Below are 16,367 nucleotides of genomic sequence, written 5' to 3'. Positions count from 1 at the left end.
GAAGATATATCCAAGCTGGAACGGGAATATAATAAACCTCAGCAGAGGGGGCGCCATCCTAAAATTGGTTTTTTAAATACGGGCAACTTTCGCTTTCTGTTTTACCGATTTCTTTATAAATTCTCAGATCATGCCTTCTTTTCTAAAACTTATGTGCGAGAAATGGACCAGCCCATGTTCAGCCATCGAGAAGGGAATAAGCTCTTGTTTTACATAGAGGATCTGATAGGGCTTGATAAAAATTCGCCTGAAAATATTGAAATATTGAATAACAATTTGAATGCGCTGTCGGAAATGCTTAGTAAGAAAGGGATCAAGCTTCATTTTATGCCGGCACCCGATAAATATACCGTTTATCAAGACCATATTCTCAATAATCCGTACCCGCGCAGCATTTTTTTTGATGTTTTAAGAAAGCTGCCGAAACGCTACGATTTCATAGATCTTAAAGATCTATTTGATAAAGCGCATGTTTCAGGGGTGCGGGATCTTTATTACTATGACGATACCCACTGGCATTGGAAATCATCAGAGATGATCGCAGAGTCCATGAAGTTTTAAGTCGCGGCTGAAATTTAACGGTACCTAATATTACTGGAACGCCTGTCGGCCCTGCAATTCCAATAAGGGGGAGCGATCAATGAGACGATTTTGGCTGGGATTTTTGTGGATGGCGCTTTTGACGCCGGCGGCATTTGGAGAAATGCCGGCGGGCGGGCATCGGCCGCAAGGCGGGATGAGGCCGGGACCATGGGGAGAACCGGGATCGACTTTGGAACTTGCCAAAAGCCGGGACGCCGAGGATTATCAATTTGCCGTGTCTTCGGGCGCGGAGATCCGTCCTACCGAAGACGATCGCAGTTTCACGGTCTGGTGGCAGCCTGAAAATTTCGATCCGCAGAAGGACCGGGTGCTCGTGAGTCTCGGAGGGCATCAGGGATGGGCCACGCGGGATTTCCAGATTTGGATGTCCAAAATCAAGGATCGCCGCTGCGCTATACTGACCGTGCAATGGTGGTACGGCCGCTCCGCTGAATGGGAAGGCTATGCCAAGCCGAATGACATTTACCGGTGGATCGATCAGGAATTGAAGCGCCGCGGCGCGGTGCCCGGGCGCGTGATTTTTCAGGGCTACAGCATGGGCAGCGCCAACAGCTACGCGGTCACTTATTTTGACCGGCAATCGCCCCAGCCGTATTTCGCGGTGACGATTTCGAATTCCGGCCCGATGGAAGCGGATTTCCCCCCGAACAAGCTCTTCCTCGAAAGCGCGGTTGAAAAGCCGTTTGCCGGCACGCATTGGATCCTTTATTGTTCGGAGCTCGACAAGGAGCAGCAAAACTGCTGTGACCGCATGGACGCCACGCAGAAAAAACTGGCGGAGTTGGGCGGAAAGATCGAGAGCTTCATGCGCGATCCCGGGCATTCGCACGGCGGGTTCATGCACTCGAAGTACGTGAACGAGGCGTTGGACCTCGCTGAAAGCTTGAAATAAAAAATAAAGGGGACAGTCCCTAGGGACAGGACACGGGGACAGGACATGGGGACAGGACACGGGGACAGTCCCCCTGACAAGCAATTCGGTCCGATTTGGTTCGTTTTTAAATAAGAGGCAACAGAAATATCAGGAGTTGGCTTAAATGCGACACTTTTTCCCCAATATCATGATACGCCGTAAAACTAGGGAGACGGCCCAGGGCATAAAAAAGGAAAAAGAAAATAGGCGTGAGAAAATTATCGTTAGTTTTACAAGCATAGGAGCGCGGATAAGGTCCATTAAAAAAATGGTCATGACCTTGTTCGATCAAGCCCTCATGGCCGACGAGATTCGCCTGGTTGTTTCGGAAGATCCGTATCGGGGGGACGCAAAGAGAGGTTTGAAAAGAAGCCAGATTCCGTTGTGGTTAAAGCGGCTTGAAGCGGAGGGCAGGATCAAGATTGTTTTCACGGAAAACATCGGGCCGTACACGAAGTTAATCCCCACGCTCAAAGAATATTATACCGATATGCAGGCGCTTATCATCACGTGCGACGATGACACGCTTTATCCGTACGATTGGATTCTAAATCTGTACAAAGGCCATCTCGATAAGCCCGATTCCATCGTCGCCTACCGCTGCAGGCATATTCAGATTCTTGACGGACAAGTGAACCCCTATCTCAGCTGGAACCTGATAAGCCCCGGAAATGAGGCGAGGCAGCTGGCCAGCAGCTTCCCATTCAATATTTTGCCGACCGGGAAAAACGGGATTCTCTACCGGCCGGCCTTTTTTCCGGAATTGATGTTCGACAGGGCCTTTGCCGATCTTTCCCCTTTTAATGATGATCTTTGGGCGAGATTTATTACCATTTTAAACAATGTGCCGGTTCATATCGTTCAATCTGATTTTTCCTTCCACCGGGACTGTTTTCGCAATACCAAGGCCTGCAAGATAAGGCCTCTTTATAACATCAATCTGAGCAAGAACGACGGCCAAATAGACAAAATCCTTAGCTTTCTATCAACGCGCGGATTGTTAGGCATCGGAAAAGAAACTTTCGTAAAAGGCACCGGTATTGCGGTATAAAAGCGGTACCGGCCCCATTAATGTTAACCCTACGAGGAGAATTCATGCGTCAATTTACGGCTGCTTTTTTTTCGATACTTTTTATCTTCACAGCGGTTTTTTTCAAGATCCCTTCCGCCTTGGCAGGGGAGACGGTCATAAGGCCCGTGGCCCCGGCCATAGGATATTATTTTTGCACGGCCCTGGAAGATCCGACAGAGTCAAATCCCAAAGGGAAGGCGTATTATTCCGGCGCCTTTATGGTTGAGGGCGATGCTTCCAAAGCCCTTGTGCCGGTCCGCGAGGCTTATGTCAAATTTCTCCAGGAAAAATACGCTTATGTCCAGGATCCGGCGAATTTTAATACCATGATCACGTTCACGGGAGTAAGCAGCATGGACATGGCGGTGTCCACGCTGGAAGCCCGTGTGAACGCGGGGAAACGGGCCAATCCCGAAGGCACGATCGAGACCGGCTGGACGTATCAAGCAAATTAAGGGGACAGTCCCCCATTTCACATCGAGGGGAGGATTTGTCCGGCCGGAAAAAATGTCCCCGAAATAAAAATTAAGGGTAACGGTACCGTTCCAAAGGTTCGAATTCCGTCCGGGCGGACGGAATTGATAAACAAAGGCACCCCTTCAGCCGCTTCAATTAGCGGCACCTAAGATTTTTTTGCGCGCGGGTTCTTTTATTCATTCCGGTAAAGAGGGCGGTTCCCGCGGGGCGCGGCCCTTTAAAACCCCGCTGCCGCTTCGTTCTTGATATAATCCCCATAATTCCGGGAGTGCAGCCTCCCTTCATCGTTTTTCCAATAAGACCTAAATTGTACTCCCCGCAAAGTGCCGGTCCGATCGCCCCTCCGGCGGGCCTATAGTTCAATTTCCCAGCCGGCTGGCAAATTGAGCAACTCTCGCCGGATAGGGAGAACCATCCATGAATCCAACCATCGTTGAACGAGAGACCATGAAGTTTGCAGGTCTCAGCACCCTCATCCGCAGTTCCTCGAATACGCGTAACGACATGACCAATGTTCCCTCTCTCTGGCAGGAGCTGAAGCCGCTCATTTCGGATCTCCACTCGCGCGTCGGGACGGAGCGGTACGCGCTTATCGTGGGCGATCTTGCGGAGCGCGTGGGGGAATCCTACTATCATGCTCTGGTCCAGGTCCGGGATTTTGAGGGCCTGTCGGAATCCCTCGTGACTTTCGAGCTTCCCAAAGGACGGAGGGCCATGTTTACCCACAAGGGGCCGCCGGAGACTGCGGGCGATACCATCATCGAGATGCTCCGGAATTGGCTGCCGGCGTCGCAAGAATCCATCTCAAAGAATTTCGAACTGTTTATTTTCCATTCCGGCTATGACCGCAATGATCCGGAGGGAGAATTCGAGTGCTGCGTTTTTCTATGAACGGTACCTTCGGCGGTTTGGCTGGGTACCCCTTCCAAAGGTCCAAATTCCATCCGTCCGGCCCGCTTATCGAGGCTAATCCTTCAAGGGCTTCGGGCAAAAAGGTCTTTCCAACTGATTTCCCCGGTAAGATTTAAGAAATTCACGGGAAGATCATTTTAGGGTTGTCCTTAAGGGGGAATACGAAGAAAATAGGGCCCTTAATTAAAAAATTAAGGGGACAGTCCCCAGGGAGGTCCCCGTGGCATTGGAGTTCACGCGCGGCGAAACATAATCCCCAGAACCGTGTGATTATGTTTCGCCTTTTGCAGATTCGGTTCGCTGGCCGAATCTCTAAAAAACTAAGGAGAAAACATGCGCCGCATTCTTTTAAATTCTTCCGCAATCTTCGCGTTTCTTTTCGTGGTTCGCGCCGTCCCGTCATCCTTGGCTTCCGACAGCATCGCATCCGGCCCGGTGAAACCGTCCATGGGATATTATTTTTGCACGGCCATGGAAGATCCCACCCCGGCATCAACCAAGGGCAAAGCGTTTTTCTCGGGCGTATTTGAGGCGGAAGGGAATAGCCTCAATCCCGTCCGCGGCGCGTATGCCAAATTTCTTCAAAAAGCCTATGCTTATGCCCAGGACCCCACGACTTTCGACAACAGCATCCAGTGCACGGGACTGAACAGCAGGGAAGAAGCCGAGAGCGTGGAACAAGCCCGCATGAAACCGGGCAAACAACTGAACCCGGAAGGCACGATCGAGACGGGCTGGACTTACCAGGCGCAATAAGGGGAGCAGTCCCTTTGAGAAAGCGTGTGTTATAATGCGCCGCATGGACCGCCTGCTCTTGTCCGATTACACGCATTACGCCCATCTCGAACTGACTTCCCGCTGCAATCTGAGCTGTGTTTACTGCGCGGTCAGCAAGCCGGGATATCACGGACAGGATTTCGACCTGGGCCGGTTCGCGGACCTTGTCGAGGATCTCAAGCGGCGCGGCACTTTTTTTGTGATGGTGAGCGGGCATGGCGAGACCACCCTGGTCCGCGATTGGGACCGCCTCTGCCGCGAGCTTCAGCAGGAAGGCTTGCAGCTCATGCTGAACACCAACCTTTCCAAGCCGCTCACGGAACCGGAAGTCGAGACCCTGGCGGATTTTCATGCCTTGAACGCCAGCTGCGACACCGTGGATCCGGAACTCTTCTCCCGCCTCCGGCGCCACGGACGGCTCGATCTTTTCTTCCGTAATATGGAGCGCATTCAATCGGTCTCGGCGCGCACGGGCCGTCATCCCTACTGGGCATGGAATGCCGTGGTTTCCGATGTCAGCGTCTGGCACCTGCCGGAGTGGGCGGAGGAAGGCGTGCGGCGCGGGGTGCAGAGTTTCAACATGCATACCCTGGCCGCCTATGAAGACCGGCCCGGCATCTTCCGCGCCCGGCCGCTGGATCATCTTCCGGAACCTCAGCGGGCCGAAGCCCGGACCGTTCTGGAAAAGACGCAGGAAATCGTAAAAAAAAGCGGCCGCGAAACTTTCATCCAGGATTCGCTGCTGGAATCCGTAAGCGTTCCGCCTGCGCCGTCCGTTTTTTCTGAGGCGAGCCCCGCGGCCGGCTCCGGAAAAAATCAGGGCATGACGCGGGACTGTTTCGATCCGTGGGTGACTTTTTTGGCCAAGGCCGACGGGCAGGTCGCGCCCTGCTGCATGCATCCGCCCATCACGCGGCTGGAGGAAACCTCCGGACTGGAGGAGCTGCTCAATAATGAACCGTTCCGCCGCCTCCGCGGTCAGCTTCTCGACGGACGGCTCGCCCCGGCCTGTCAAATCTGCACGCGCCGCCGCCTGATTCCCGTGGGACGTTTCCGCTGGAAGCTTCGTTTTTACCGGTGGGGAGCCGGCCTCTGGGCGAAAGCGGGTTGCCTCATCCGCGCGATTGCCCCGCGGAGTTTCGGCCGCTTCTGCCATCGCGCTTTTCTTTTCGTGCAAAAAAAATTCTAAAAAGGAAAATGATTTATGGCCCATGACGCAGCGACGACCCCGAGCGTGCCGGAAAGCGGCTCCGATAAATTCGGGCGCAAGCTCAAAGAGAGTTACGATTATATATGGAAGGAGCGGGACGATTTTATCCGGTGGATCGCCCTTTTCGCGGTGGGGGCCATGTATTTTTCGATCTCCCAGCTCGTCGATAACCGGAAGACCGTGCCGCCTTATTTCAGCGCCGTCATGGTGAAGTGCCTCGAAGCCAGCGTCCTCGGTTTTTTTGTTTCGATCTCGGCCGCCGTGGTTTATAAATGGCGGTGGTCGGTCAAGTATCTCTTCGACAGCCTCGAGCTGGAGGCTTTGCAGAGGGAGTGGGAGGACGAGGAGAGCGGGACGGTCAGGAAAGCGGGCCAGCTTTTCATCGACACGCCGGCTTATGAAAAAATAAAAAAATCCATCAAGGCGCATGTCCGCGTGACGGAGCTCGCCTACAGAACCGCCCTGTTTTTTTTCGTGCTGGCCTTTTTCCCGCTTTTTTACGCGCTCGTCCTTTTTATCAAATAAGGGGGAATGCGGTAAAACTGACAAGGCTATCTTTCCCAAAGCAAGTTCCCGCCAAAGCCGTGCTATTTCCTTCCTGAAATTGTAATTCCCCCTTGCGGCGTTTATCTTTGTTTTAGATTTTGGGTCGTCCAAGGGGGCCTCATGAAAATGCTTTGGAGCAAATCCGCGCTCGCCATTTTTTTCCTGCTTGTTGCCGCTGATCTTCCTTTATATGCCGGATTACCGGCGGAGGGTTCCGTCCCGGAAGTGATTCAGGAGCAGCCGGTCGTCAGCATCGATGAAGCCGCTCCGAAGGAAGAGGCGGCCCCGGTTCCGCTCGAACCGCAAAAGGAAGTCCCCGAAAACGCCAAAATGGAAAACGGGGAGCAGCCTTTGCAAAAGGCCGATCTGCCGCCGGAAGTTCAAAAAGCGGTCGTCGCCGCGGGGCAGCAAATCGGGCAGATGGCCGCGAAAATTTTCTCGGAGAATTTCGGGGACCAGGAGCCCGTACGGCACGGCTATGACATTTACCAGCACGTGGATAACAATGGCGTCTTTGTGGGCCTGGCGTTTTTTCCGCATCCCGGCGCTTCGATCGACGCCGTGCAGGCCGACATTCAATCTTTTATCGCGAATCTTCCCGGGAAGTACGTTTTAGACCAGCGCATGATCAACGGGCAAATGTGCGTGTATGTGAGCGGATCGGCGGAGGACCTCCAGGCTCTCGTGGATGCGATCATCGAACGGGACAGGGCGCGCGAGGAGGAAGAATTTCAAATCGGGCTTTACGGCGGCACGGTCCAGATTGATTTTGATGGAAATCCGAATTCCGTGGTGCCGCCTCCGGGAGTTCCCAGCGATACGTATGACGAGATCACGAAAGCCGTTTCGGATGTTCTCGGTTGGGACGACATCGAGGAGTTTATAGACGCCGTGCCGTTCATCGGCATGCGGGAGTACATGCGCGATCCTCACGATTTGAGTTGGGACCAAGTCCTGCAGTCGCAGGCCGGCGTGCTGGTTTCCGTCCAGTTCGTCGTCGATTCCCACACGAACGCCGACATTTACAATGAGCTTCCCGAAGAGATCCGGGACCTCATCGACGGCGGGCTGCATGTGACCATCAATATCAATGCCATCCTGCGCTACGATCCGGACCATCCCAACGGCATCGTCAGCGCGGTTTCCGGGTCCATTGTGGTTTCGGACGATGAGGGCACCTTCAGCGAATTGGAATTTGATTTTCCGCCGATCGCCTAGAATAGCCTCCAGGAGCGGCCGGGGACCCCTGTAAAAAAAGCGAGCCTGATCGCCCCTCTTTTTGTAGAATATATCCCGCCTTAGCAACGGTACCTGTCATGCTGCATTCCGATCCGTTCCGCTTTCGATCGAACGGATTTATAACCGGAGGAGATCATGAAGACCCTGGCACAAGGGCTCATCTTTAGCGCCCTCATTCTTTCACTTCCCGCCGCGGCTTCCGCGGGACTGCTCGATCAGATCAAACAGGCGGCCCAGAACGCGGCCCAGAATTCGGGACCTCAGCCCGCGTCGAATGCGCCGCAGGCCGGAACGTTCGGCGGCGGTTTTCTCCCGGCCGCGCATAACGCGACAACGGTCAATGACGATATGCCCAGGTGCATGGCGCAGACGTACGGCATCCACGAGAACCTCACCGCGCAGGTGCTGCAGCGCAAGCTTCCTTCGCTTTCTGCCGGGGACCAGAAGACCGCGCAGGAAGACATCGCGTGGCTCAACGCGACCGCGGGCGGCCAGCGCGTCCCGGCTCCCGATCCGCGGAATCCGCAGCGCTACATGCTGCTGCTGACCGATGCGGAACAGCAGGAGATCAACGGCGCCACCAATCAGTTCGTCGGCGAAGTCCACGACAAGTGCGAGTATCAGTTTGGCGGCATGTCGCAGTTCGGGGATCCCTCGGGACGCCCGGCGCATGCGCCGATTGACACGCACGTCGCGCTGCCGGACCTGCTTCACGGAACGCCGCTCCCGGCAGCGCCCACGCCCGTTGAATCCTATAAAAATTGTGCGGCCTCGAACGCGGGGCTGCGCTGGAAACTGATGGCCGACAAGCTGCAGCAGAAAATGGATGCCGCCGGTCTTCCCGATGCGGAACGCAAAGAATGGCAGGAAGACATCGCCGTGCTGCGGGCCGCGCAGAATGGGGATGGCAGGGCCATGCCGGTTTCCGCGGATCCGCGTAATCCGATGCGGTACATGATGCGCTTTACGCCGCAGGAGCAAGTAGCCGTGAACCAGGAAGCCATGGCGGCCGGAAGCCAGGCGAGGGCGGACTGCATGAATTCCGCGACCGGAGGCCAGATGGCCCCGGTTTCGCAAAGCCGGTCGCAGGAACTGGCGGACATGCATGCCCGCCGCGCCGCGGAGCGCGCCCATCCTCAGGCCGTGGATTCCGGGGCGGTTGACGCCGAGGTCCAGGCATGGCTTGCCGCGCGCCCGTTTACGCCGAAGGCCTATGCTCCCGGTTCGGCAACCCAGGCCGATTATCTGCAGAAGAGCGGAACCCTGGAGTGTTTTGACCGGCAAAAAGGATTTCGCGCGCACGAGATCGCGAGGAAACTCATGAGCAAGCGCATGACGGCCGCTCCGCAAGACCACCAGGAGCTGGAAGCGTGGATCAGCGCGTATGTCGCCGCCGGAGAGCAAGGCCGGGACGAAGCCGCGCCGGCCGCTTCCGCGGATCCGCAGGGCTGGATGCGTTTTCTCTCAAGCGGCGATCAGCAGGAAATAAACGCCGCGGCCTCTTCCCTGCACAACAAGATCATGACCGAATGCGAGTCCCTTGATTTCATGGAAAACGGTGCCAAGAATTCGCAAGTCAAGTATGGCCAGTAATAAAGGACAGTCCCCCCGGATTGTTTTGAACATCAAAAAGGAGAACATCATGGTCCGAATCAAAAAATCACTCGCGGCTTTTTCTCTTCTCTTTGTTTCCGGGATGCTGGTCCTTCCCTTTGCTAAGGCCGGGGAAGTGGCCTACACCGGGCCCGTGGCAGGGCCGACGCCCGTTTACTGCACGGCCATTGATCCCAGCCATCCCATGCCGGATGAATCGACAAGCCCCGAGAAAAGGTACTATACCGGCGCTTTCATGGGCGATGTGAATTTGAATCCGGCCCGCGCTTCCTTTTATAAATTCCTCCAGGAAAAATACGGCTACACGGAAAATCCTTCGTATGGCGACCAGAGCATCACTTGTTACGCCTCGAAAACCCTGGACGATGCGCAGGCCCGGCTGGCGAAGCAGAAGCAGGTCGATAAAACAGCCATTGATACGGGCTGGACGCCGGCGGCGTGAGGCAAAATCCAGGTTTGATTTTTCTTTTGGGCCTTTCGGTTTTGGGAAGCCTCAATGCCCATGCCGAAGACGCGAAGCGGGAAGTCGTGTTCAAGGCCGGAAGCGTCACCCTGGCGGGGCCTGAGCTCAAGCCGGGGGATGCGGCGCCTGACTTTAAATTGGCGGCGAATAATTTATCCGAAGTGACGCTCGCCGATTCGAAGGGGAAATACCGCGTGATCACGACGCTTGTTTCGCTCGATACACAGATCTGCGATATTCAGGCGAAACGGTTCGACGAAGAAGCGGCCAAGTTGTCGAAGGATGTCGCCGTCTATGTGGTCAGCATGGATCTGCCTTTCGCGCAAAAGCGCTGGTGCGGGACCTCGAGCGCTGCGAATATCAAGACGCTTTCCGACTACCGCGACGCGTCCTTCGGCACGTCTTACGGCGTTCTCATGAAAGAAAACCGGCTGCTGTCGCGTTCGGTTTTCGTGATCGATCCGGAGAACAAGATCGTGTATGCGGAATATGTCAAAGACACGGCCCGCCAGCCGAATTACGAATCCGCCTTGAAGGCGCTGAAAGCCGTTCATCCGTAACTTTCTCCCGATCGCCGGATTCTGATTCTTCTGTCCGGAGAATGTCCGAAAGTCGGACGTTTTTCTCTCACTCTTCTTTTTCCTTACAAAGCCCCGCTTCGGCGCATCTTTTTTAATCGCAAGCCTTTGAAGCATTCACGGACCGGCGCTTCCCGGATGGCACAAGAATTGTAAATTTTCTTCTGTTGGATCTGCATGAGGCGGAGCCGAAAAGGAGGAGTGTGCCATGAAAAAAACGAAGCTGCTGTTGATGCTGGGGATCGTGACGCTGGTTTATTCGGGAACGGCTTATTCGGAAGTGATCGAGGGCAAATTGACTCAGGTGAATCAGAATGAGAATATCCTGAGCCTGAGCCGCATCAGCCCGAAAACCAAGGCCGAGGAAACCGTGAACATGTTCGTGACGAATGACACGAAGTATAAAGGCGGCGCAAAGTCTCTGGCCGATCTGGAAGTGGGCAATGACGTCCGGGTCGAAGCCAATCAGAACAATGAAGGCAAGGACTGGCGCGCCACGGAGGTGGAGCGCAAGAGCGGGGAATCTTCCTCCAATGGCGCCCTGGAGGACAACAATATCCTGGGCAAGATCGAGGATCTCGACAAAAGCGCGAAAACGCTTACCGTGAAGCGCGATTCGGCGCAGTCGGGCCAGGAAGAAAAAGTCAGGCTTTCCGTGAACGGCGATACGAAATACAACGGCGCCGAATCTTTGGACAAGCTCAATGACGGCGACCGGATCAGCGTCGAAGCCAATAGAAAAAACAGCAGCGACGTCTGGACGGCGACGGAAATTACGAAGAGATAAAAAATATGAAGACGGCTTCTCCGGGGGACAGGACTTGAACCTGCCCCCTGAGAGGCCGGTACCGCCGCATTCTCCCTCCTCCTTTTTGAGTGACCTTTCCACCCTGCCGGGTATAATAAATCTCAAATTCGCGGAGTTCCGATTAAAAAACATTTTCCTCTCCTGGGCGGGCTAGCCATGGGTAAAGTACGTGTCGCATGCTTCAGCATCTCTCTCGACGGCTACGGAGCCGGTCCGCAGCAAAGCCTCAACAATCCTTTGGGCGTCCGCGGCGCGGAGCTTCATCAATGGGTTTTTCCGACGAAGAATTTCCAGGAACAGGTTTTGGGAAAAACAGGCGGTACGACCGGCCTCGACAATGACTTCGTGATCCGCGGTTTTGAAAATGTCGGCGCATGGATTTTAGGGCGCAACATGTTCGGGCCGGTGCGCGGGCCGTGGAAAGACGATTCATGGAAAGGCTGGTGGGGCGACGAGCCGCCGTATCACGTGCCGGTTTTTGTGCTCACGCATCACGCGCGCGCGCCGATCGAGATGAAAGGCGGAACGATTTTTTATTTCGTCACCGGCGGAATCGAAGAAGCCCTTAAAAAAGCCAAGGATGCGGCCGGAAGCAAGGACGTGCGGATCGGCGGAGGGGTTTCCACTTTGAGGCAATACCTCGAGGCCGGGCTGATCGACGAAATCCATTTTGCCGTGGCCCCGGTCTTTCTCGGAGGCGGAGAAAATATCTTTACCGGTCTTGATTTGAACAAATTGGGGTACCGCAGCGTCGAACAGGTGCCGTCGGAAAACGTATCGCATATCCTCGTGAAAAAATCGAAATAAAATACCCTTTGCAGGGCCGTATGAGGAATCCATGAACTCAACCCGAACGAATGCTGCACAAGAGGAGAAAAAAATGAAACCCACGATAAAATGGCCTGTACTTGCGGCGCTGATGATCGGCCTTGCGCTCCCAAACGCCTTTGCGAAGGAACACGGCAACGCGGAAATGAAAGCGGAGCACCGCGCAGATTGGGAAGAGGCCAAAGAGGCAGCCCAAAATAAAAAGCACGAAGCGCACCAAGCATGGAAAAACGCGAAGGAAGCGTCAAAGGACCAGAGGAAGCAGGCGGAAGAGGCCTATAAAGCGGCCAAGAAAGACGCCCTGGAGAAGTTCAAGCAGGCCAAGAAAGCCGCCAAGAACCTCAAGGGTGAAGAACGTGCGGCCGCGATGAAGAAAGCCGTGGAAGAGAAAGATACCGCGCTCGAGCAGGCCAGGAAGGCAAAAGAAGCGGTGCTGCAGGCGCATTCATAAAAGGAGGGGATATGCGTTTCATGGTGATCGTGAAGGCCGGCAAAAATTCGGAAGCGGGAGTCCTGCCCAGCCCGCAGCTGCTCGCGGAAATGGGGAAGTATAATGAAGAGCTGATGAAAGCCGGGATCATGCAGGCCGGGGAAGGTCTTCAGGCCACGTCTAAAGGCGCGCGCGTGAAGTTCTCGGGCGACAAGCGCACGGTGGCGCACGGGCCGTTCCCGCTGACGAACGATACGACCGCCGGCTTTTGGATTTGGAAATGCAAGTCGCTTCAGGAAGCCATCGATTGGGTCAAAAAATGCCCCAATCCTATGCCCGGCGAAGAAGCCGAAATCGAAATCCGGCAGATCTTCGAGGCGGAGGACTTCGAATAAATCCATGAACGGGCATCCTTGTAAAATCCTGGCGCTTTTCCTTCTGCTGGGCGCAGCCGCGATTCCGAGGGCTTCCGCGCAGGCGGCGGATTGCGAAACCGCGTTCACGCAGTGCAAAGCGCAATGCGGGCAGAGCGGGATTTTCAACATGGAGCAGGGACAGCCCGTCGAGCAGTCGGATTTCAAAGAGAAATGCGAAACGTCCTGCACCGCGGGCCTGGAATCCTGCCGGGAACAGGATTCGAAAAATGCCTGCTCGTCTTTTTATTATCATTGCGGCGGCGGATGTCCGTCGACGGTCGCGGAGCAGCCTTCGGGCAGTGAGCTTCTGGGCACGAATGCCTTTTACCAATGCGCGATGTCCTGCAAAGAGGGCAAGACCGGCTGCGAGAAAACGCAGACCGCGGCGCCCGAGCCCCGGAAAAGATCCGGCGCTTTCGAGGGCTGCGCGGAAGCCCGGCTTGCGTGCGAGACGACGTGCGTGGCCAATGGTTCGCCGCTGGACGACGCGGTCTTTCCGGAAAAATGCCGCAAGGCCTGCGCGGCGGGCGTGCCGGGCTGCCAGAAAGAGGCCTCGCCTCCCGCGGGATGCAACGCCTCCTTCTTCTCCTGCGCGGCCGAATGCCCGGACGTGGAAAAGGTGGACGGCGACTACAAAGAAACCTCCGATGACGGCAACCGGTGTTTGAATGCCTGCTCGGCCGGGAGCCAGTATTGCCACAGCATCGCGGGCTGACCTTTCCTCCTAAGGGATTGCCCCGCCGTAAGTTAAAATTCTCCGGACAGAATTGCATTTCACAAAGGTCCCGGGTTAAAATAGCCCCCTTTAGGAGGCCTCATGGCAGTAGCCGCTTTTCGCTGGTTTCCGAGTGACTCGAACGCCCCGACGCGCGAGCAGTTTACGAAGTATGCGAAGGAGGAGCAGTCCGAGGTCATGAGGAAATGGTTTATGGAAAATTTCGCGGACCCGGCGGAGCAATGCCCGGCGGGGAACGGGGAAGAGCGCTACCGGTTTATCTGGGGCGGGCCCTATTACGCGGACGAAGAGCTGGAAGCGGAATTCGGCGGGATCGCGAACGATACGGCGATCGACGTGCTCGCGCACGAGCTCGCCTCGAAATGCGCGATGTGGTCCGGCAGGCCGAACGCCGAAGATCTCGAAGATTTTGTCGGCGACGCGATCACGTCCAGCGGCGTTTATCTGGAATCTTACAAGCGCGGGATGCAGGAAATCCGCGAGCTCGTGGACGGGCTTCCGCCCGGTACGCCCAAGCCCGCGCTCTTGAAAATGATTTTCACGCAGGCCATGACCGTCCTCGAAACGTATCTGGGCGACGCGTTCATCTACCATCTCTTCAAACACAAAAGCTACGTGCGGAAATTCGTCGAGGGGAACCACGATTTCCAGAACATGCAGATCTCGGTCGCGGAAGTGTACGCGAAGCTGGAAACTCTGGAGCCCGACGTGAAGGCGTACCTCGTGAACACGCATTGGCACAATCTGCCCAAGGCCAAGTCCCTCTACAAGAGCACGTTCGACATCGATTTTCCCGCGGACATGAACGAGCTTCATCGTTACGTTTTCGAGCGCCACGATCTTGTACACAGGAACGGGAAAAAACGGGACGGCGCCCCGATCACGTTTTCGAAAACCGACGCCGCGCATCTGCTCGCGAAGATCGACGAGCTGGTCGGTCATCTGGAAAAGCAATGGGGTCTCAAGGTCAACGGCAGCGATACGGGCTTTTTGTCTCACTGATCCGCAATCCTTTCTAAGGAGCATCATGAAAACGGAAAAAGAACTTTCGCACGGCAGCATCATGCAGCTGGGGCTGGGATTCTGGGCCTCGAAGACTTTGCTCTCCGCGGTCGAGCTGGGGCTTTTTACAGAATTGGCCAAGGGGCCGGCGGACGCGGCGTCTCTTGCGCAAAAGCTCGGCATCAACCTGCGCAGCGCCCCGGATTTTTTCGACGCGCTTGTCGCGCTCGGCATGCTCGGCCGCGAAAACGGCAAGTACCGCAACACCGAGGAAACCGGCTGGTTCCTGGACAAGGCCAAGCCTTCCTATATCGGAGGGATTTTGGAGATGTCCAATAACCGGCTTTATGCGTCCTGGGGGACTTTGACCGACGCCCTGCGCGCAGGCAAGCCGCAGAAGGACCAGGCCGTGGAAGATGACGCGTTCGAGAAGATGTACGCGGACGCGGCTCGGCTCAAGGAATTCCTCCAGGCCATGACCGGCATCAGCATGGAAATCGCCAACCGCATTGCCGCGCAGTTTCCCTGGCGGAACTACAAAACGTTCGTGGACGTGGGCGCGGCGGAGGGCTGCCTTCCGGTTCGCGTGGCCACGAACCACCCGCACCTGACGGGAATCGGCTATGATCTGGCTGTGGTGCGGCCGCTTTTTGAAGAGTACGTAAATTCTTTCGGCCTTGCCGGCCGCATCCGGTTCGAGAGCGGCGATTTTTTCAAGGACCCGCTGCCTAAGGCGGACGTGGTGGTGATGGGACACATCCTCCATGACTGGAACCTGGAGCAGAAAAAGATTTTGATCCGCAAGGCCTACGATGCGCTTCCGACGGGCGGCGCGTTTCTCGTGTTCGAGGCGCTGATCGACGATGACCGTTCGAAAAATGCCTTCGGCCTTCTCATGAGCCTCAACATGCTGATCGAAACTCCGGGCGGTTTCGATTATACGGGCGCGGACTGCAGCCGCTGGATGAAAGAAGCGGGCTTCCGCGAAACGCGCGTCGAACATCTCGTGGGGCCCGACTCCATGGTCGTCGGCATTAAGTAAGACGCTCACCGCATTCTCCAGGACGCGCCTCCGCAAGTCCTAAAAACGGGGAAAAAGTCTGCTTTTCGTCAAAAAACCCCCTTTTTGTAGGGGAAACCCGGATACACCGCATCCCCGTGTCAGCATAAAATGCACAGCGAATCAGCCAATGTCTGCTTAATTCAGGATGGTCATTTGGGCGCTGACTACAAATCCAAACTGCAGTCCCTCGCGCAGGGCCATCACGCCTGCCTCTTTTACAAGAATATCGAAGTCGCCATTCCCATCACCATTGAATTTATCAAGATCGGCCTGGAAAGGAACGAACGCTGTCTGTACCTGGCCGATCCTTTGACGCTGGCCGCTCTGAAACGGCAGTTGAGCCATGTTCTCGATGTCGAGCGCGAAGCCTCGCGCGGCGCGCTGCAGCTGAGTTCCGAGCGCCATCATTTGGTGGACGGGCGTTTTGACGGCGCCAACATGATCGGGCTTTTGGAAAAAGGCGTGAAGGGCGCGCTCAAGGCGGGATTCGCCGGGCTGCGCGCGGCAGGCGACGTGATCTGGGAGCTCGGGTCGGACATCGACATGGGCAAGCTGGCGCATTACGAAGCCGTGCTGGATAAATTTTTCACGGGGCAGAAATTGACCGGGCTTTGTCAGTACAATTGCAACGTCTTCGAGCACGACTGTCTCTGCCGCTCCTTAACGGCGCACAATGCGAT

20 protein-coding genes are annotated in these 16,367 nt (G+C 55.7%); all 20 read left to right on the top strand.

From position 1 onward, the window contains the following. A partial coding sequence (locus VL688_08310; protein HTL48044.1) for a hypothetical protein occupies positions 1-561 on the top strand: 561 nt, incomplete at its 5' end. Positions 562-640: 79 nt separating this feature from the next. Continuing rightward, positions 641-1,495 carry a hypothetical protein gene (locus VL688_08305; protein ID HTL48043.1) on the top strand — a complete coding sequence of 285 codons (855 nt, stop codon included), beginning with the start codon at positions 641-643 and terminating at the stop codon, positions 1,493-1,495. 145 nt (positions 1,496-1,640) lie between these two features. After that, positions 1,641-2,567 carry a hypothetical protein gene (locus tag VL688_08300; GenBank protein ID HTL48042.1) on the top strand — a complete coding sequence of 309 codons (927 nt, stop codon included), beginning with the start codon at positions 1,641-1,643 and terminating at the stop codon, positions 2,565-2,567. Between the two features lie 239 nt (positions 2,568-2,806). Next, entirely contained in the window at positions 2,807-3,043 is a 237-nt protein-coding gene (locus VL688_08295; protein HTL48041.1) for a hypothetical protein, read from the top strand. A 439-nt stretch (positions 3,044-3,482) separates the two neighbouring features. Continuing rightward, positions 3,483-3,956, top strand: coding sequence for a GyrI-like domain-containing protein (locus VL688_08290; protein ID HTL48040.1), 474 nt, complete (start codon positions 3,483-3,485; stop codon positions 3,954-3,956). Between the two features lie 354 nt (positions 3,957-4,310). Then, complete coding sequence (locus VL688_08285) at positions 4,311-4,733, top strand: hypothetical protein (protein ID HTL48039.1); 423 nt, start codon at positions 4,311-4,313, stop codon at positions 4,731-4,733. A 34-nt stretch (positions 4,734-4,767) separates the two neighbouring features. Next, positions 4,768-5,943, top strand: coding sequence for a radical SAM protein (locus tag VL688_08280; protein ID HTL48038.1), 1,176 nt, complete (start codon positions 4,768-4,770; stop codon positions 5,941-5,943). A 15-nt stretch (positions 5,944-5,958) separates the two neighbouring features. Then, complete coding sequence (locus VL688_08275) at positions 5,959-6,489, top strand: hypothetical protein (protein HTL48037.1); 531 nt, start codon at positions 5,959-5,961, stop codon at positions 6,487-6,489. A 141-nt stretch (positions 6,490-6,630) separates the two neighbouring features. After that, positions 6,631-7,728 carry a hypothetical protein gene (locus tag VL688_08270; protein ID HTL48036.1) on the top strand — a complete coding sequence of 366 codons (1,098 nt, stop codon included), beginning with the start codon at positions 6,631-6,633 and terminating at the stop codon, positions 7,726-7,728. Positions 7,729-7,884: 156 nt separating this feature from the next. Continuing rightward, a complete protein-coding gene (locus tag VL688_08265) occupies positions 7,885-9,342 on the top strand; it encodes a hypothetical protein (GenBank protein ID HTL48035.1) in 1,458 nt (485 codons plus the stop codon). Positions 9,343-9,391: 49 nt separating this feature from the next. After that, positions 9,392-9,805: a hypothetical protein gene (locus VL688_08260; GenBank protein HTL48034.1), complete on the top strand. Its 414-nt coding sequence runs from the start codon at positions 9,392-9,394 to the stop codon at positions 9,803-9,805. Positions 9,806-9,891: 86 nt separating this feature from the next. After that, positions 9,892-10,386: a thiol peroxidase gene (gene tpx / locus VL688_08255; protein ID HTL48033.1), complete on the top strand. Its 495-nt coding sequence runs from the start codon at positions 9,892-9,894 to the stop codon at positions 10,384-10,386. A gap of 226 nt (positions 10,387-10,612) precedes the next feature. After that, on the top strand, positions 10,613-11,191 hold the full coding sequence (locus VL688_08250) for a DUF5666 domain-containing protein (GenBank protein ID HTL48032.1): 579 nt from the start codon (positions 10,613-10,615) through the stop codon (positions 11,189-11,191). A 177-nt stretch (positions 11,192-11,368) separates the two neighbouring features. Further along, on the top strand, positions 11,369-12,019 hold the full coding sequence (locus VL688_08245; GenBank protein ID HTL48031.1) for a dihydrofolate reductase family protein: 651 nt from the start codon (positions 11,369-11,371) through the stop codon (positions 12,017-12,019). A 73-nt stretch (positions 12,020-12,092) separates the two neighbouring features. Further along, positions 12,093-12,491, top strand: coding sequence for a hypothetical protein (locus tag VL688_08240; GenBank protein ID HTL48030.1), 399 nt, complete (start codon positions 12,093-12,095; stop codon positions 12,489-12,491). 11 nt (positions 12,492-12,502) lie between these two features. After that, entirely contained in the window at positions 12,503-12,865 is a 363-nt protein-coding gene (locus VL688_08235) for a YciI family protein (GenBank protein ID HTL48029.1), read from the top strand. A 4-nt stretch (positions 12,866-12,869) separates the two neighbouring features. After that, complete coding sequence (locus VL688_08230; protein ID HTL48028.1) at positions 12,870-13,601, top strand: hypothetical protein; 732 nt, start codon at positions 12,870-12,872, stop codon at positions 13,599-13,601. Between the two features lie 102 nt (positions 13,602-13,703). Beyond that, positions 13,704-14,624 (top strand): hypothetical protein, encoded by a 921-nt coding sequence (locus VL688_08225; GenBank protein HTL48027.1) that lies wholly within the window; start codon positions 13,704-13,706, stop codon positions 14,622-14,624. 25 nt (positions 14,625-14,649) lie between these two features. Next, on the top strand, positions 14,650-15,666 hold the full coding sequence (locus VL688_08220; protein ID HTL48026.1) for a methyltransferase: 1,017 nt from the start codon (positions 14,650-14,652) through the stop codon (positions 15,664-15,666). Between the two features lie 174 nt (positions 15,667-15,840). Further along, positions 15,841-16,367: MEDS domain-containing protein (locus VL688_08215; protein ID HTL48025.1), on the top strand; the 527-nt coding region annotated here is incomplete at its 3' end.

The organism is Verrucomicrobiia bacterium, assembly GCA_035495615.1.
In the GTDB taxonomy this organism is placed as follows: Bacteria; Omnitrophota; Omnitrophia; order Omnitrophales; family Aquincolibacteriaceae; genus DATJFP01.
Note: the sequence above shows the minus strand (reverse complement) of the source record. Positions and strands in the feature narration are given on the sequence as shown.